Source organism: Flavobacterium sp. LK-23, assembly GCF_058135255.1.
This window is the reverse complement of record NZ_JBYUVT010000026.1, coordinates 1-17157: the sequence shown is the minus strand read 5'-3', so window position 1 is coordinate 17157 and position 17157 is coordinate 1. Positions and strand designations below refer to the sequence as shown.

Annotated in this window: 16 protein-coding genes; 5 read left to right on the top strand and 11 right to left on the bottom strand. The window is 33.3% G+C overall.

Translation table 11 applies throughout. The annotated features are described in order from the left end of the window. Positions 1-505: 505 nt before the first annotated feature. Positions 506-2542: a S41 family peptidase gene (locus AC3Y25_RS22915; protein WP_250835565.1), complete on the bottom strand. Its 2037-nt coding sequence runs from the start codon at positions 2540-2542 to the stop codon at positions 506-508. 199 nt (positions 2543-2741) lie between these two features. Beyond that, positions 2742-3824, bottom strand: coding sequence for a glycine cleavage system aminomethyltransferase GcvT (gene gcvT / locus AC3Y25_RS22910; RefSeq protein ID WP_489904357.1), 1083 nt, complete (start codon positions 3822-3824; stop codon positions 2742-2744). Positions 3825-4231: 407 nt separating this feature from the next. Between gcvT and AC3Y25_RS22905 the strand changes: the two genes are divergently transcribed. From AC3Y25_RS22905 to AC3Y25_RS22895, 3 genes are all read left to right on the top strand, one after another. Continuing rightward, positions 4232-5077, top strand: a complete 846-nt coding sequence (locus tag AC3Y25_RS22905; RefSeq protein WP_489904356.1) for an NAD(P)H-hydrate dehydratase — start codon at positions 4232-4234, stop codon at positions 5075-5077. Between the two features lie 194 nt (positions 5078-5271). Continuing rightward, positions 5272-6051, top strand: a complete 780-nt coding sequence (locus tag AC3Y25_RS22900) for a HipA family kinase (RefSeq protein ID WP_489904355.1) — start codon at positions 5272-5274, stop codon at positions 6049-6051. Then, positions 6041-6424 (top strand): DUF3037 domain-containing protein, encoded by a 384-nt coding sequence (locus AC3Y25_RS22895; RefSeq protein WP_250835569.1) that lies wholly within the window; start codon positions 6041-6043, stop codon positions 6422-6424. The genes AC3Y25_RS22900 and AC3Y25_RS22895 overlap by 11 nt, the downstream gene beginning before the upstream one ends. A gap of 336 nt (positions 6425-6760) precedes the next feature. Here the strand turns inward: AC3Y25_RS22895 and AC3Y25_RS22890 are convergent, their stop codons facing one another. Then, a complete protein-coding gene (locus AC3Y25_RS22890; RefSeq protein WP_489904354.1) occupies positions 6761-7876 on the bottom strand; it encodes a pectate lyase family protein in 1116 nt (371 codons plus the stop codon). A gap of 235 nt (positions 7877-8111) precedes the next feature. On the opposite strand from AC3Y25_RS22890, the gene AC3Y25_RS22885 reads away from it, so the two are divergent. Then, on the top strand, positions 8112-8684 hold the full coding sequence (locus tag AC3Y25_RS22885) for a Crp/Fnr family transcriptional regulator (RefSeq protein WP_250835571.1): 573 nt from the start codon (positions 8112-8114) through the stop codon (positions 8682-8684). A 266-nt stretch (positions 8685-8950) separates the two neighbouring features. Here the strand turns inward: AC3Y25_RS22885 and AC3Y25_RS22880 are convergent, their stop codons facing one another. From AC3Y25_RS22880 to AC3Y25_RS22870, 3 genes are all read right to left on the bottom strand, one after another. After that, positions 8951-9499, bottom strand: coding sequence for a HutD family protein (locus AC3Y25_RS22880; protein WP_489904353.1), 549 nt, complete (start codon positions 9497-9499; stop codon positions 8951-8953). A 232-nt stretch (positions 9500-9731) separates the two neighbouring features. Further along, positions 9732-10238 (bottom strand): GNAT family N-acetyltransferase, encoded by a 507-nt coding sequence (locus tag AC3Y25_RS22875; protein WP_489904352.1) that lies wholly within the window; start codon positions 10236-10238, stop codon positions 9732-9734. Between the two features lie 340 nt (positions 10239-10578). Further along, positions 10579-10929, bottom strand: coding sequence for a hypothetical protein (locus AC3Y25_RS22870; RefSeq protein WP_489904351.1), 351 nt, complete (start codon positions 10927-10929; stop codon positions 10579-10581). 207 nt (positions 10930-11136) lie between these two features. Here AC3Y25_RS22870 and AC3Y25_RS22865 point away from each other — a divergent pair, with 207 nt between their 5' ends. Further along, a complete protein-coding gene (locus AC3Y25_RS22865; RefSeq protein ID WP_489904350.1) occupies positions 11137-11541 on the top strand; it encodes a helix-turn-helix domain-containing protein in 405 nt (134 codons plus the stop codon). 82 nt (positions 11542-11623) lie between these two features. Here the strand turns inward: AC3Y25_RS22865 and AC3Y25_RS22860 are convergent, their stop codons facing one another. From AC3Y25_RS22860 to thrC, 5 genes are all read right to left on the bottom strand, one after another. Beyond that, entirely contained in the window at positions 11624-12928 is a 1305-nt protein-coding gene (locus AC3Y25_RS22860; RefSeq protein ID WP_489904349.1) for an AbiH family protein, read from the bottom strand. A 107-nt stretch (positions 12929-13035) separates the two neighbouring features. Next, on the bottom strand, positions 13036-14022 hold the full coding sequence (locus AC3Y25_RS22855; protein ID WP_489904348.1) for a hypothetical protein: 987 nt from the start codon (positions 14020-14022) through the stop codon (positions 13036-13038). A 161-nt stretch (positions 14023-14183) separates the two neighbouring features. After that, on the bottom strand, positions 14184-14561 hold the full coding sequence (locus tag AC3Y25_RS22850; RefSeq protein ID WP_489904347.1) for a mCpol domain-containing protein: 378 nt from the start codon (positions 14559-14561) through the stop codon (positions 14184-14186). Beyond that, the gene (locus tag AC3Y25_RS22845) at positions 14554-15186 is read right to left on the bottom strand and encodes a Cap15 family cyclic dinucleotide receptor domain-containing protein (RefSeq protein WP_489904346.1); all 633 of its coding nucleotides are present in this window, start codon (positions 15184-15186) and stop codon (positions 14554-14556) included. The genes AC3Y25_RS22850 and AC3Y25_RS22845 overlap by 8 nt, the downstream gene beginning before the upstream one ends. A gap of 243 nt (positions 15187-15429) precedes the next feature. Next, positions 15430-16719: a threonine synthase gene (thrC, locus tag AC3Y25_RS22840; protein WP_489904345.1), complete on the bottom strand. Its 1290-nt coding sequence runs from the start codon at positions 16717-16719 to the stop codon at positions 15430-15432. Between the last annotated feature and the right edge of the window lie 438 nt (positions 16720-17157).

Here is a 17157-nt window from a genome sequence, read left to right as displayed (position 1 = left end):
TAATTTTTAGTTTTGTGATGCAAAAATAAGGTTTTCCTAATTTTTACAAAAACAAAATTGTTCTTTTTTGTTTCAGGTTTTAGGTTTCAAGTTATTTAGTTTGTGTTGAGTTTAACCGCAAAGTACGCTAAGGTTTACGCAAGGCTCACAAAGTTTTATTTATATAGCTTTGGATATTTGTTCTTTTTTGTTTCAAGTTTCAAGTTGAATGGCTTACGCTGATTTTAACCGCAAAGTGCGCAAAGTTTTTTTATTTAAGATTACGCTTATAAACACAAAGTTCGCAAAGCGAAATGAATAAAGCTTTGCGAACTCTTTTATTTTGTAAATTAACTTAAAAATTTCTTGGCGTTCTTTGCGTAAACCTTTGCGTACTTTGCGGTAAAAAAAATCTCATGCAGTTAAACCTGAAACCTGAAACCTGAAACCTGAAACCTGAAACCTGAAACCTGAAACCTGAAACCTGAAACCTGAAACCTGAAACCTAAAACCTAAAACAAAACCATTACTTACTAATTCCATTAAACTCATTAATGATATTTACGGCTTCGTTGAGGTACGGATTGGTTTTAAGATTATCCATTTGATATTGATTAATCGTTTTATCATTTGGATAAGCGCCTAGAAGAAACTGATTAACGCTAGAATTGTACACATCAAGCGGATTATTTTCATCATTAAAAGTATTGATCTCTGTCCAAAGTGCACCTAATGTCTTTTTCTGCTTAAAAACCGAATCTAATGTCATTGGGATTTCTGCTTTAGGAGCATTCACAATCTGATCTATTTTAAGGTTAATCTTTTTTATGTTATTGAAAAAATAATTGTCTGATAATCTCGCCGAGCTGTTTTTAGCAATTTTGTCTATCAGATTTCGCTTTACATACGTCTTGTATTTTAAGAACGGTTCGATGCTGTCATTTTTTATCGCCGTTGGAAAGTCGCTTTCTTTTTGGTAAATATCTTCGTAAAATTCAGGTAGCACAACATCTGGCTTTACGCCGATATATTGATGACTTTTGCCCGTAATCCTGTAAAATTTATTGATTGTAATTTTTAAGAAATCCGTGTTTTTATCTTCTTCAAGCGGAAGAATAGTCTGCATTGTGGCTTTTCCGAGGGTATTGCTTCCTAGCAAAAGCGCACGGTTATAATCTTGCATAATAGAAGCAAAAAACTCGCTTGCTGAAGCCGTATTGCTATTTACCAAAACCACAATTGGACCTCGATAAATAACACCTTTAAACGGATCGTTAATTACAGATTTCTCTTTCTTGTTGTCAATTACAATAGAAAGCGGACCGTAATCTACAAACATTCCAGCCAGTTTTATAGCTTCTTCCATAGAGCCGCCGCCATTGTCTATAAGATCAATAACAAGTCCTTGTATGCTGTCTCTTTGCAGTTTGATAACTTCTCGGGCAACATCATCTGCACAACCTTTTCTGCTGTTGCCATCAAGGTCGGCATAGAAACTCGGAATTTTTATATATCCAATTTTACTGTCTTTACCAATGATGAAACTGAAAACAGAATTTTCTTCATCTTTCATCATTTGTTTTTCAATATAAACATCAAAATTTTTGCCCGAATTGCGTTTTAAAGTAAGCGTAATATGCTTGTTGTTTTCAGATAAAATCATGGACGATATAGACTCCAAAGAAGCACAAGAAACTTGAAGTGTTTCTTTCTGATTGGAAATCGAAATAATCTGATCGCCTTTTTTTATCTGTCCTGTTTGATAAGCTGGTCCGTTCGGATCTACCTCATCAATAATAATTTCGTTTTTCTCGTTGAGGTTTACCGTCATTCCAAGCGATAAATGTTCTTTGGACAAAGAAGCAACAAAACTCGTTTTAGAATCATCGCTAAAATAAGCCGTATGAGGATCAAAATAGGTACAGAAGAAATTGTATAGCTTTTCTTCTTGTTTGGTATTAGAGTCTATTAGCGAATTAAAACGGCAGATTTCATTTGTAAGGATTTGATTTTTAGAAGCTTGTTCAATAGATTTGAAATTGGTTTTTAAAGAATCGAGATTATCGCTCGTTTCAACAATATCATCTAATATTTGATAACGCAGTTTTTTTACCCAAACCTTTTCTAAGTCTTCTTTCTTCAAATAAAAAGCAAAAGATTTTTTATAAAAACGGATCGTATCTTTCTTCGTATAATCAATCGGAATGGTCTGAATTTTTTCTAAAACTTTTTTAGTGCGTAAAAGGCCGTTGATGTAAGTAGCTTTAATGTCGGTAAGAAAACTGCAGTCGTTCTTTAAAATTAAATTATCGAGATTGTAACGGTATTTCTGAGCCAATTCGTCGTATTCGCTCTTAAAAAAGATATTGCGTGAAGGATCGAGTTCGTTAATAAGATTGTCAAAAACAAACACAGAAAGACTGTCATCAACAGGTTTTGGTCGTAAGTGTTCTGCTTGAATAAGCGCATTTATTTTGTTTAATATTTCACAAGTTTCTGCGCTGTTCTGACCAATGGATATAGTTGATGTCAGCAAAAAAAGGAGTAGTGAAATCTTTTTCATAAATGGAAATTCATGGGTTCATGATTAAAGTTACACTAAATTTTTTACAAATTGTAGGTTTTTTAGCAAAATATCGACAATGAAAAGTTTTTAATCGTCAAACGAACGCACATCAAATAATTTAACTCGAATTTGCTTATTTTGAAGAAAAAAAAATGCGTTACAATCGTAACGCATTTTTAAACTATAATGTCAAAACTTATTTCTTGTAAAACGGTAATTTAACCACTTTTGCAGGAACATCATTTTTTCTAATTCTAATAAAAATATCGCTGTCAACCGCACTGTTTGCAACGGTTACATATCCTAAACCAATTCCTTTATTCATAGAAGGAGACATAGTTCCAGAAGTTACAATTCCGATTACTGCTCCAGAACCATCGACAATTTCGTAATCATGTCTTGGCACAGCGCGCTCTTGCATTTCAAAAGCAACTAATTTTCTTGTAACACCAGCTTCTTTTTGTTTTTTAAGCGCTTCAGAATTGGTGAAATCTTTTGTGAATTTCGTAATCCAACCTAAACCAGCTTCAAGAGGAGAAGTGGTATCGTTAATATCATTTCCGTAAAGACAGAATCCCATTTCAAGACGTAAAGTATCACGAGCAGCAAGACCAATTGGTTTAATTCCGTAAGATGCTCCAGCTTCAAAAACTTTATTCCAAACTTGTTCTACTTCATTGTTTTTACAGTAAATTTCAAATCCGCCAGAACCAGTATAACCTGTAGCAGAAATAATTACATGCTCAATTCCAGCAAAATCACCAACTTCAAAATGATAATAAGCAATTTCAGATAAATTTACAGAAGTCAAAGCCTGCATAGCTTCAACCGCTTTTGGACCTTGAATCGCCAATAAAGAATAGTCTTCAGAAATATTCTTCATATCAACTCCCAAATCATTGTGAGAAGAAATCCAGTTCCAGTCTTTTTCAATATTAGAAGCATTTACAACTAGTAAATACTGCTCTTCTTTCATTTTATAAATAATCAAATCATCAACAATTCCGCCTTCATTATTTGGAAGACAAGAATATTGTGCTCTTCCAATTGTCAAAGTAGATGCATCGTTTGAAGTCACTTTCTGAATCAAAGCCAAAGCATTTGGACCTGTCAACAAAAATTCACCCATATGCGAAACGTCAAAAACTCCTACGCCGTTACGAACCGTTTCGTGTTCAGCATTAACCCCTTCATAAGTAATAGGCATATTATAACCAGCAAAAGGAAGCATTTTCGCTCCTAAACCTTCATGTATGTGCGTAAGCGCAGTATTTTTCATTGTGTTGTTTTATAAAATTGTTTTGCAAATCTATTCAAAAAATATCAAATTTGAATGTCTTAAATTATAAATTTCGCAATAATTAGGAGCTATTTCCTGCTATCCGCTATATCTTTTTGTTTTTAAAGAAAAAACAAAAAGGATGCCGCTTCAAACGAAGTTCACTGAACTCCTATAAAAAATAAAAATATGGTGAAGTAATCAGGGCTAGGGCTAACAGTTTCAAAAGAACAATCATCATTTCAAATTTTTACGTAATTTTATTAGATGAATGATATTAATTGATTCATATATAAAATCATGTTTTGTAAGTGAGCTATGTTTGTTTAAATAAGTGAAACGCCTTTTCTCAGCAAGAAAACTATGATTCTATGTGTTTAAAAAATAAGACTAACAAAGAGACTTAGATGAAATCATCGTATTTAATTACAAAAGAAGAGATTCTGAAATTATACAAACCCATAGATTCCAAAGCACATAAAGGAACACAAGGTCATGCGGTGATTATTGCCGGAAGTTATGGCAAAATAGGAGCAGCGGTTTTAGCCTCAAAATCCTGCCTAAAAACAGGCTGCGGACTCGTAACAACTTTTGTACCCAAATGCGGTTATCAAATACTTCAAATCTCTATTCCAGAAGTCATGGTGGCAACTGATGAAAATGTGAATTTTATAACCAATATTCATCTGCCATTAATTCCGCAAGCAGTTGGATTCGGCCCAGGAATAGGAAAGGAACTCGGAACACAAAAAGCTTTATTTGAGTTTTTAAGAGTCAATAAAGCCCCTTTAGTTCTCGATGCAGATGCGTTGAATATTATTTCAGAAAATTTATCTTGGTTAGAATTAGTTCCAGAAGATACCATTTTAACACCTCATCCAAAAGAATTGGAACGTTTGATAGGAAAATGGAATTCAGAAGCCGAGAAATTTCAAAAAACAATCGCTTTTTCAGAAAAATATAAAGTCATTGTGGTTATGAAGGGCGCACCAACCTACATTATCAACAGAACTTCGGTATACGAAAACACAACAGGGAACGCAGCTTTAGCAACCGCAGGAAGCGGAGACACCTTAACGGGAATCCTGACCAGTCTTTTAGCACAAGGCTACGAACCTAAATATGCCTCAAAATTTGGCGTCTACCTCCACGGACTAACAGCCGATTTAGCCTTGCCCAAAACGGGTTATGAGTCTTTTACGGCTTCTACTATTATTAAGTACTTAGGAAAAGCTTTTTTGAGTTTAGCTTAACCGCAAAGAGCGCAAAGGTTTACACAAAGAACGCTAGGATTGTTTTACATGATAAAGAATTTGCTCGCAAAGGCGCGAAGTCGCAAAGTTTTTATATTCTTTGCGACTTCGCGTCTTTGCGAGATTAAAAAAAACTCTGCGAACCTTGCGTAAACCTTTGCGCTCTTTGCGGTTAAAATCATTAAGTTTGTAATATGAAAAATTTCGACTTAAGAACAGTAAACGTCATGCGATATATAGCGCCACTGCGCGAAGGCGGTTCTTTACCCGCTTTGGCAGAAGCCGATGACGATTTTAAATACGTATTAAAATTTAGAGGTGCCGGACACGGCGTAAAAGCCTTAATAGCCGAATTAGTTGGCGGACAAATAGCAAAAGCCTTAAAATTACAATTGCCAGAATTAGTATTCGCTAATCTTGACGAAGCTTTCGGAAGAACCGAAGCCGATGAAGAAATTCAGGATCTGCTGCAAGGAAGTCAGGGATTAAACTTAGCGCTTCATTTCTTATCTGGCGCCATTACTTTTGATCCTGCTGTGACAACTGTCGATGCCAAATTGGCTTCACAGATTGTTTGGCTAGATGCTTATATTACAAACGTAGATAGAACTTTCAAAAATACCAATATGCTAATCTGGCATAAAGAATTATGGCTGATTGATCACGGCGCATGTTTGTATTTTCATCATTCTTGGAACAACTGGGAACAGCATGCCAAAAGTCCGTTTGCGCTGATAAAAGATCATGTTTTATTGCCACAGGCTTCACTTTTAAAAGAAGTTGATGCCGAGTTTAAAGCCATTTTAACACCAGAAATTTTAGAAGAAATTGTCAATACGATTCCGTTAGACTGGCTGCAATGGGAAGATGCAGACGAAACTCCTGAAGGATTGCGAAATGTGTATTTGCAGTTTTTAAAAACAAGATTAGAGAATTCAGAAATATTTGTAAATCAGGCTCAAAATGCAAGATAATCACCTATACGAATATGCTGTGATTCGCGTGGTGCCAAGGGTAGAGCGCGAAGAATTCCTGAATATCGGAATCATTTTGTTTTGTAAAAAAGCCAAATTTATAAAGGTTCTTTTTCATTTAAATAAAGAAAAAATACAAGCCCTTTCTTCTGATTTCGACATCGAACAATTAGAATGTAACCTGACTTCGTTAGTAAAAATCGCCAACGGAGCAAAAGACGGTGGTCCAATTGCTGAATTTGAGATTCCAGAGCGTTTTAGATGGTTAACCGCAATTAGAAGTTCGGCCATTCAAACCTCAAGACCTCATCCGGGTTTGAGTAAGGATTTGGAGAAAACGATTCAGAGATTGTTTGAAGAGTTGGTGCTTTAAAAAAGGTACTGAGGTTCTAAGATGCTAAGTTTCTAAGGTTTCTGTAGAGACGCACAGTGCGTTTGACATTGCGTAAAAAAATCTCGCAAAGGCGCGAAGTCGCACAGTAATTTAACCATGTAAGTCATATAAGTTCATTTTAGGTATAGCTTAGATTATCTTATATAACTTATATGGTAAAGAGAAAAAAAACTTTGCGACTCTGCGACTTTGCGAGATTAAAAAAAACTTAGCGTCTTTGTGTCTTCGTGGCAAATAAATAAAAAACCACGAATTGCAATAACCGCAATCCGTGGTTCTAACTAAAAACTAACTTACTTTTTATTCTAATTCAATTTAAAAAGAGCCACAAACATTCCCACCTAAAGTAGGTCCTGCATTTGCAGAAATATCAGCTTTAACCGCAGTTTTAGCCAATTTTACGATTGAGTAAGGCGGAGTAAAAGCAGTACCGCTTCCAGCCTGAGTTCCTGTTACATTTGTAAATACGTTATCAGTAGAAGTAACGGCAGTAAAACCAGACATTAGATCGATTGGATTTTTTACACCTTCAAAAACATTGCTTTCTACGCGAATACTAGCTTCAAAACCTGCTGCAACACATTTGTTGCTTACGGTGCTGTTAAATAAACTGTTTACAATATGCACTTTTCCAAAACGAACTCTTGGCATTCTTTCTTTACAGCCTGGAGCCCACCAGCATCTTGCAAAAGTAATTCTCAATTTACCGCGATCACCAGTTGCACCATCGCTAGAACCAATTAAGTTTGAATATCTATGATCATCTGATCCACCAGATCCACCTGCTTTTGGAGGTTTTAGGTAGTGGAATTTAGAATACGTAACCGAGATATAATCAGATTTGTTTTTGATGTCGAAGTTTCCATCAACACCATCTCTAAATTCGCAGTGATCTACCCAAACATTTGTACATTCGTCAAGGATTGCATTATCCCATCCGTCAGTGTCATAAGCGCCTGGACCTTCAAAAATCAAGTTTCTGATGATGATGTTTTTACATCTTTTAATGTTGATGATTCCAGAACCATCTTTGGTTTGATTCGTAGAAACCAATTTTGCTCCACTTGCTCCATAAATTGTTTTTCCAGTTTGATCTTGAAAAGACAATCTTGTTGTAATTGTGATCGTTCCAGAGACTTTAATCACTTTTACAGAAGCGTTCTCAATAGCCGATTTCAATTGAGCGTAAGTGGTAACTGTAGTTTCAGCAGCAGATCCACCACCTGTTGTACCTCCGTTTTGAGAAGCCCATCCTGGAACCTCAGCGCAGTTTCCGATTTTACCCGTTGGGTTGGTTGCAGCTGTTTCAACAGTCGTTTCATTGCTTTGAATCCCTGCTTCAGTGCTTGAAGCGATTTCTTCAGAATTACATGCTGTAAATCCGAAGATCAATGTTGCAGCGAACATTGAAAGTTTTGATTTTAAGTTCATATACGTTTGGTTATTTAAAAAAGTTTAACAGCGCAAAACTCAGTATTATTTGTAGGAAAAAAGTTGAACAAGTTCAAACTTTTACAAAAAAATCTACGAAATGTGTTTTTTTAACACTTGTAAATTTACAAAAATGCACAAATAGCGTATTTTTACGTAATCGATTACATTGGTTAAGCCCCTAATTAATGATGAATCGAAAAACAAATTTATTCCTTAACAAAAACCACAAAAAATGTACAACCTACTAAGAAAAAACATTGAAAGGAAAATTCCGCTCACGGATGAAGAATGGGATATTATTGTCTCTAAAGCCGAATTGATAAAGCTGAAAAAGAATCAGTTTTTGCAAATTCAAAATTCTCATAATAGTTATGAGGGATTCATTTTAAAAGGATCATTTAAAACCTACATTCTAAACGAAAACGGAACAGAAACGGTTATTTTCTTTTCTTTCGAAAACGAATGGATGTGTGATCTGGAAAGTTTTTATCACCAAAAGCCCACAACGTACAACATTAAAGCCATTGAAGACAGTGAAATAGTGGTCATCAATAAAATGCAAAAAGCCTATTTGTTTGCTGTAATTCCGAAACTTATTAAGTTTCATGTCCTAATGATCGAACGAGCCAATGTCGCCATTCAGCAACGGCTTTTAGACGTTCTCAACAAAACCTCAAAACAGCGTTATTTGGATTTTAAAGAGCGTTATCCGCAAAAGGTAAGTTCTATAAACAATAAGAATCTTTCGTCGTATTTGGGCGTTTCGCACGAGTTTCTTTCGAAGATAAAAAGAACGGTTTCTTGATTTTTTTTTAGGTTCAAAGGTTCAGAGTGACAAAGTAACAAAGTTTTTCTGTAGAGACGCACAGCTGTGCGTCTCACGTTGCTTAAAAAAATCTCGCAAAGTCGCAGAGGCGCAAAGTAATTAAACCATATAAGTTATATAAGTTCATTTTAGGCAAAGCTTAAATTATCTTATATAACTTAAACGGTAAAGAGAATAAAACTTTGCGTCTTTGCGACTTTGCGAGATTAAAAAAACTTCCCGCCTTTGTGCCTTCGTGGCAAAAATTAAAAATCCAGTATCCCAAAAAGACATTCAGTAGAAAAATGAAGCCTTACATTTTCCTTTTCTTCATTTTCAATAACCAATACATCATAAGGTTCTAAATGATGCGGCTTTTCATTGATTGTAATAACGGTTGTATTTAAAGAAAATACAATTACTACTTCAGCATTACAATTCTGATTACTATTGACTACTTCCAGTTTATGATGGGATATTTTTTCAGAAACCATCCAATTAAAATCAGTGCCTTTTGTATAAGAAGTCACATTATCATCGGAGTTAAATTCCATGATTTCATATTTCTTGTATGCTTTCTTTTCTTTGTTTACCTCAACATTTAAGACATTATCGAGCATAACCAGATATCGATAATAGCCCTTAAATTTGGTAAACTCTGAAGGCACTTCCTCTATTGTAGCACTGCTTATTCTAAAACCAAAATCTCTATCGGCATAAATAGCAGTTTTTGGATAGATCATATATTCATATGTCAATCCGCCGCTCCAAATAGAGGGTTTAGTATTTTTTTTAGAGAAATGCTGTACGTTCATTTATTGAATATTTTAAAAATTTTATTCTCTTTTTTTGTCCTCCTGAGCGAAGTCGAAGGATCATAAGTAGCTCGACAAAGAAAAAAACTTTGCTGAATAGCTTGGCGATCCTTCGACTTCTCTCAGGAAGACAAACCGTATAGAAGCTTTATAAAAAAAAACTTTGCGACTCTGCGGCTTTGCGAGATTAAAAAAACTTCGTGTCTTAGCGCCTTTGTGGCTAAACAAAAACTTAAATACTTTTCTCCAAATAAATAAACTCCAAAGGTTCAGCAGAAACTGTAGTATGAATTTCGCTTTCAGGAAAAGCTTCACGTTTTCCAGTATCAACATAACCATGACGTTTGTACCACGCCACAAGCTCTTCGCGTACCGAAATTACTGTCATAATGATACTCGATAAACCCAAAGATTTTGCATGATTTTCGGCTTCAGCCAACAGTTTTTTCCCGATGCCGCTGTTTTGAAGTTCTGGTGAAACGGTAAGCATTCCTAAATACAATTGATGCCCTTTTTCAACCAATAAAACCGAACCAATAATCTTGTCATTCTCTGTAAATTTCAGAATCGTATTTTTTGGATCAAGAAAGATTTCGGTCATTTCTTGTTCGTCGGTTCTTTTTCCTTCCAGTAAATGGGCTTCGGTTGTCCAGCCTTTTTTTGAGGTTTCGCCTCTGTAAGCTGAATTTATTAAGGTTGTTAATGCTGGAATGTCTTGTAATGTAGCTTGGGTAATCATGATAATATTATGCTATAATTTTTTTAAGTTTTTGAATTTAAATTTTGCTTTAGCAAAAGATAAAATTGAATTGCCTCCAGCTTTAGCTGGAGAAACAAAGTTATAGTAGAAAAGGGCTTTAGCCTAATCTTTTGCGTTTTTGGCTAAAGCCTTTTATTCTGCCAAACAAAACCTCCAGCTAAAGCTGGAGGCAATTGATTTTTTATAGAATTAATATGTTCTTCACTTAAATTCTCCGTTACTTCTTCGGGTTTTATTCGTTTTATATCATTAGCCGTAATTGTTTAAAATCACAATAATAAGATTTCTTATATAATGGCGTAATCTTTTGCTTGTTTAACTATATGTTGGTTATAAATGTTTTTGTGCCGCTATCAGAATTGAAATTATCATCATAAGGGATAACAGCTTCTGTTTCATACTCAATTATTAAATCTGCGCCTTGTAAAATGAAAATACCATTTCCTGTTAGGATGTGATCTTCACTTGTTGACGGAATTTCCATTACTTCTATTAGCTTATTAGCCATAAAATGGCAAAAGTCATTATCTTCTAAGGGTGCTTTGTCTAAATAAAAAGTGATGTTTCTGCTGCTTCCAATCCATTCGGGACCAATTTGAGAAAGTACTTTCCATCTAACCGCTAAAGTCTTGCTTTGTAATTCTTTCTTAAGCTCTTCGATTGAGTTCATAAAGTTTTTTTTCTTGTTTTCAAAAGTATGCATTTATGCGGATTTACGCGGTTTTCATATTTAAAATCGGTGTTAATTCGCGTCGTCGTGATAACGAACCCGTTAAATCTGAGTTTAAAGATATAATTGAAGTACGTATCTTACAAAAACAGCTTTGTTTTTTACAGAAACTGATTTTCGTTTAAGAATTTTAAATATCTTTGAATTATGAGTACAGCAATAAAACCAAAACATATCGGCAGAAATATAAGCCGTATCAGAGAGCTTAAAGATATGAAACAGGAAGCACTGGCACAGGCTATAGGAACAAATCAGCAGACGATTTCGGCTATTGAAAACAGCGAAACTGTAGACGAACAAAAACTAATTGAGATCGCAAAAGCTCTTGGAGTTTCTGTTGAAGCAATTAAAAACTTTTCGGAAGAAGCGGTTTTTAATTATTTTAATACTTTTAATGATACTGTTTCAAATAGTAGTTTTGGACAAGGAGCAAATAATAATTATGACTGTACTTTTAATCCTTTAGATAAAGTCGTTGAACTTTACGAGCGTTTGGTGCAAGCTGAAAAAGATAAAGTGGAGTATTTGGAGAAGTTATTGAATGGGAAATAAACGTTTTTTGAAGATATAATAAATTGAAAAGAGACCTTTGATGAGGTCTCTTTTTTTGTTCTATTGATGCGGGAACTAGTATTTATGATAACGTTTCACAATAGTTTTTATTTACGACCTTATCTCTCATAATTGCTTTGCTATTAAAATTTCTAGAAATATTTCTAACTATGTCACTATAGTTATCATTTCCATTTTCTTTTCTGTAATAAAAAGGTTTTATTGATGAGCAATTTTTGTGCTCAAAAAGTGTGTTTAATAATGTCCTATCCGAAATTCCACAAGAATGACCAAAAGTAAAAATTTGATATTCTCCCGTATTTAAAAATTCTAGTAGCTTTTTATAATTATCTGTTTCCAAATATTTAATAGACTTTATATTCTCTAGATAAATATTATTATTCAAATTCTCAATTGACTTGTAATCTTCGTCTATCTCATCTCCAAATCCGAAGATAACTTGATTGCCGTCATACTGGTTAGTTGTTCCGTGGATATGAATGCAACTGTCAATAGTACTTTTGTTCAAGTTGAATGAATCAAATGGACTTTGATTTAAATATAACTTTTCTGTAAAGGTGTAATTAAAACTGAGAAATAAAGTTTCGTCTGGCATTAGATCAAAATAATCTATAGCGTTATCTGATAAAAGTAGTTTTCGAATATCAATAGCGGTATGATCAGTATCGATTCTTGAGATTAATTTTTGAGTTTTTTCATCTAGTTCTGACAATGTAACTGATTCGTCTTTCAAGCCTTTTATTGTCTTTTGAATTTTTTGAAATTCAATTTCTGCCTTTTTATTAATGGACGTTTCAGTAAAATCTCTTAGTTTGAAGGTAGAATAAATTTTCTGTCCAATATTTTTTTTTAGTTTTATATCATCTGTTTCGGTTCCAAAGTTTGCGACAAATTTATCTTCAACATCTCTCAAATACAATTCAAGCAAATCTTTTATTTGTCTCAGATCTTTATTTAATTCTTCTATTGCGTAAGTACATTTTTCATTTTTAAATGAATCCTTTAACAAATCGTAATATTCATTTTCGATATCAACCCACTCTCTTTCTTTTTTTCTTCGGGTTAATATTTCTAGAAATTTGTTTTCAAATATTAATTTAAGATTTTTTTGTTCTAAAATTTCAACTAAATCATCAAAATTATTTCCTTTTACCCAATCTCCACCGTTATAAGGACCACCAGGAACATTATCAATCCTAATTCCTTCATTTTCAAATGTGGTTAGATACATTGTAATGTTTCCATTAACTTCATTCCGTAATTTTTGCATAACTTTTTCCCAGTAGTCATCAATAAAATGATTGTAGCTAGTTTTAATATTATGAGCTAAATCAAATCCATTTCCAATAAGTATAATTCGATTCATTTGATTTGTTTTATAATAGTCGTAGATTTTCCTGCACTTAGTTTGTTTTGGCTTTTGAATTTCTTTGTGTTCACGAGCGGGACGCTCGCGCTAGCGCGGGGGTGTATTTATTTTCGTTCAATGTTTTTCAATTTGTCAATTAGCTCTAATGTTCGTTCAATAATTTTAGGGTCATAATCTGATGCTGATTGATTTGAAAAGTTATTAGTTTGATTATTTATATTCCAATCTCTAAATATTTCTTTAATTTCCTCAGGATTTATTCTGTCATTAAATACTTGTAGATAAAATTTTCCAAATGAAATTGCGTGAATTCTGTCAGCAATTTTTAATGATTCACTCATATATGATTTAGCAAGCGTAAAAGAATATTTAGAAGATGCAATTAATAGTATTATTATAAAAATACTCTTTAAAGCGTAAAAAGTTGTTAAACTCCAATTTTCTTGTCCTTTAAAAACATCAAGAGTAATAGTTGAAAACCAAAATGCAACGACAATTCCACTAATAAGTGAAATAAATCCTAGAACATACCAAAAAAGAGCTGTTCCACGTTGATATTTTTCTCGACGATTTAGATCTAATATAGTTTCTGCAATATATGTAGGAGCGGTTTTGGCAATCTTTTCCTTAATTTCTAATGCTTTTTCATCGGTGGCAATTTTTTTACCTACAAATGAATTTATTGCATCGTTAATTTTTTTTACTACTTGAGAAACTTCTGTTTCGGAAAGTTTATCCTTTAAAGTAATAAAATTTATACTTAATAAACTTTCTGGTAAATTGTCAAAATTAACATCTCCTGTAACAATGGGAATTAAAAGTTTATCAGTTATATGACTTGTATAATTTCTTAATTGTATAAGTTCATTTAAAAAATTATTTGATTTTAGAGAATATTGAGTGATAATTGGAATTATTATATCAGAACTTAAAATAGCTTTTTTAAAAGAATATTCTTGCTCTTTTCCATAATCAGTTTCTTCATCAAATATATCATGTCCAATTTCTTTAAGTCTATAACTTAATTCATAATATAAACTCAAGTTTTTATCCTTTTCTATTTTCTGACCAAGAAGATAAATTTTTGCCATTTATTACTTTAAATTATTGAATTCTCCTGTTTTTCTAATATATCTTCTACTAGCGCGAGCGTCTCGCTCGTGAACCTTTATTGTTTTCTGTTTCTTTGGTGTTCACGAGTGGGATGCTCGCGTTAGCAGAAGACAATTGCATAAATTTTGTGCAACCACTGTTAGCTGTAGTACCGATTTACAATAATTTTATTTTTACCCGAAATCTTAGCAATCTTTAAATTAGTTAAAGCATCAACAATTGAAAATCCAATTCCAATACTCAATGTAATATTAGTTTTTATGAAAAATTCCTGTTTGAGATTTTCTAGCTTTTCCACATTAAAAAACTCTTCATTTGTTTCAAATAAAATATCATCAGAACCAATAAGTAAAACCTTACCTGTAGAAATTTGGTTTATGTTTTCTATTAGCCATTTTATATTGGTTTTTATGGAATCACTTATTTCTTGAGCTGTCTTTGGGTCGTTGTTATATAGCGCAAATTCAATTTTGTCGCCAACATTATCACAATCTATTCTAATGTAAATATTACGCATTTTTTATTTTTTGAGCATTACTAAAAGAATCAACATAATCATCATTAATTTGTTTTACAGAAACAGTTCCTTGCGTTTTAGTATTACTCCAGTATTTGCCTTCTAATTTTTTTTCATCTTTGCCAATTATCAATCTTAACTCTGTTGCTCCTTCTCTTAAATGTTCATCATTATTTTGAGTCGAATCTTTTTTATAAAGATAAGCTACATTTTTTAACCCTTTATCTTCGTTCAAAGCAAAAGTTTCTGCATATGAAACACCAACAAAATCCTTAGTAAACGTTGTGAAATGAATCCTAATAAAGCTCTGTCTTACGACAATGTAAAATTCAATTGGAGGAACTTTATTTCCTTTATCATCTATATAATCAGAAATTATAAATCCTGACCAAGTTCCATTAATATTTGGACGATAAAAAATCCAATTCGAGATTTTCCATTTCCATCCTTTGGTAAAGTAGAATGTCCAGAAAAAAGTTGTAACTGTAATACCAAAACTAACTGCTCTAGCAATACTACTTATTTCTAATTTTAAAGCTAATATGAATAAATAAGAAACTGCAATAATTGCAGCTAAGGCTATTGAAATAAAAACGATATTTTTTAATTCTTCTTTTTTGAGCATATTCCTTTAGGTATTATGGCTAACTAATTTATAAGCGAAAAAAACTCTTGCATCTGCAACTAAAATAGGATAGATAAGCAAAGCTATATTTTGTTTTCTTATTTTTCAAATATATGTATTTTTTCTTGCCAATTTTTACGGATTTCCGTACTTGATTTTTTTTTATTAATTCAAAATAAATAATGGTAATGCATTAAAAAAGCGAATAAATATTCTTATTCGCTTTGATTAATTTATATAGTTCTATCCCAAGAAACTCTTCAACTCCTCATAAGTCCCAATCTTCACACTAACTTTCTCCTCATTAATAACACTTTCAATTTGAGCAGGAATAGGAAGCGTAATTCCTAGCGCCGGTTCCACAACATCTAAGAATTTAATAGGATGTGCTGTTTCTAAGAAAATTCCAATTGCGTTAGGGTGTTTCTCCAATTCTTTTTTCAAACCTAGATAACCAACAGCACCGTGAGGTTCTGCGATATAACCGTCTGTGTTGTAAATCTTCTTTAAAGCTTCAAGCGTTTCTTCATCAGTATAGCTATAAGAAGAAAAGTCTTTTTCGAAAGCTTTTAAGTCATTATTGTATAATTCCTGAATTCTAATAAAGTTGCTTGGGTTTCCAACGTCCATGGCGTTAGAAATTGTCGCTTTAGAAGGTTTTGGGTCGTATTTTCCGTTTTCTAAGAATCTTGGCACGGTGTCGTTTACGTTTGTAGAAGCAACGAAATGTTCAATTGGCAAACCTAATTTCTTTGCCATAATTCCGGCGCAGATATTCCCGAAGTTTCCGCTTGGACAAGAAAAAACTAAAGGTTTGTTTTGGCTTTTCAACGCTTTGTAAGCAAAGAAGAAATAAAACATTTGCGGTAACCAGCGTGCAATATTAATAGAGTTTGCCGAAGTCAGGTTTTTATGCGCCAAAGTTTCATCTAAAAACGCTTTTTTTACCATATCCTGACAATCGTCAAAAACACCGTCAACTTCAAGTGCTTTAATGTTTTGCCCTAAAGTCGTCAATTGTTTTTCCTGAATATCGCTCACTTTTCCTGACGGATATAAAATGACAACATCAACGCCGTCAACGCCAAGAAATCCGCTTGCAACAGCTCCGCCCGTATCTCCAGAAGTCGCTACTAAAACAGTGTTTTTAGCGTCTTTTTTGTCTTTATTGAAATAGCCCAAACAACGCGACATAAAACGCGCTCCAACGTCTTTAAACGCCATTGTTGGTCCGTGAAATAATTCTAACGAATAGATTCCGTCTTCGACTTTCACAACCGGAAAATCAAAAACTAAAGTTTCAGCAATGATTTCTTTTAGTTTTTCTGCTGGTATTTCGTCGCCTACGAATTGTTTAATCGCTTCAAAAGCGATTTCTTCGTGGCTTAAACTTTCGATTTTATCAAAAAAAGAAGGATCAAGCGGTGTAATGCTTTCTGGGAAATATAATCCTTTGTCAGTTGCTAATCCTTGTATAACAGCTTCTTGAAAAGAAACTTTTGGGGCATTATGGTTTAAACTGTAGTATTTCATTTCTAAATTTTAGATTTTAGATTTTAGATTTTAGATTTTTTGGAGAGTAAATTCCAATGCTAAAATTCCAAATTCCAATGGTTGTGTTTTTTATTTAACCGCAAAGAGCGCAAGGAATTGGTTTCTTTTGAAAACGCAGAGATCGCAAAGCTTTGTGGTAATATTTTTTTATTTCAATATTTTATGTTTTCAATTGTGTGTTGCTTTTGTCAGGCTGAGCGGAGTCGAAGTCCCGCAAAGTATGCACATAAAGTAAATCCTCAACGTTTGTCATTTCGACGTAAGGAGAAATCTTCGCAAGTAACTCCGCAACGTTAATCCAATCTTTGTCGAGTTTCTCGTGGAGATTTCTCCTTCGTCGAATTGTAAAAGTTACTTATTTCGGTAACGGATTTATCATTTCAATTGGCTTTTTTCCATCAATTCCCTGATGTGGTC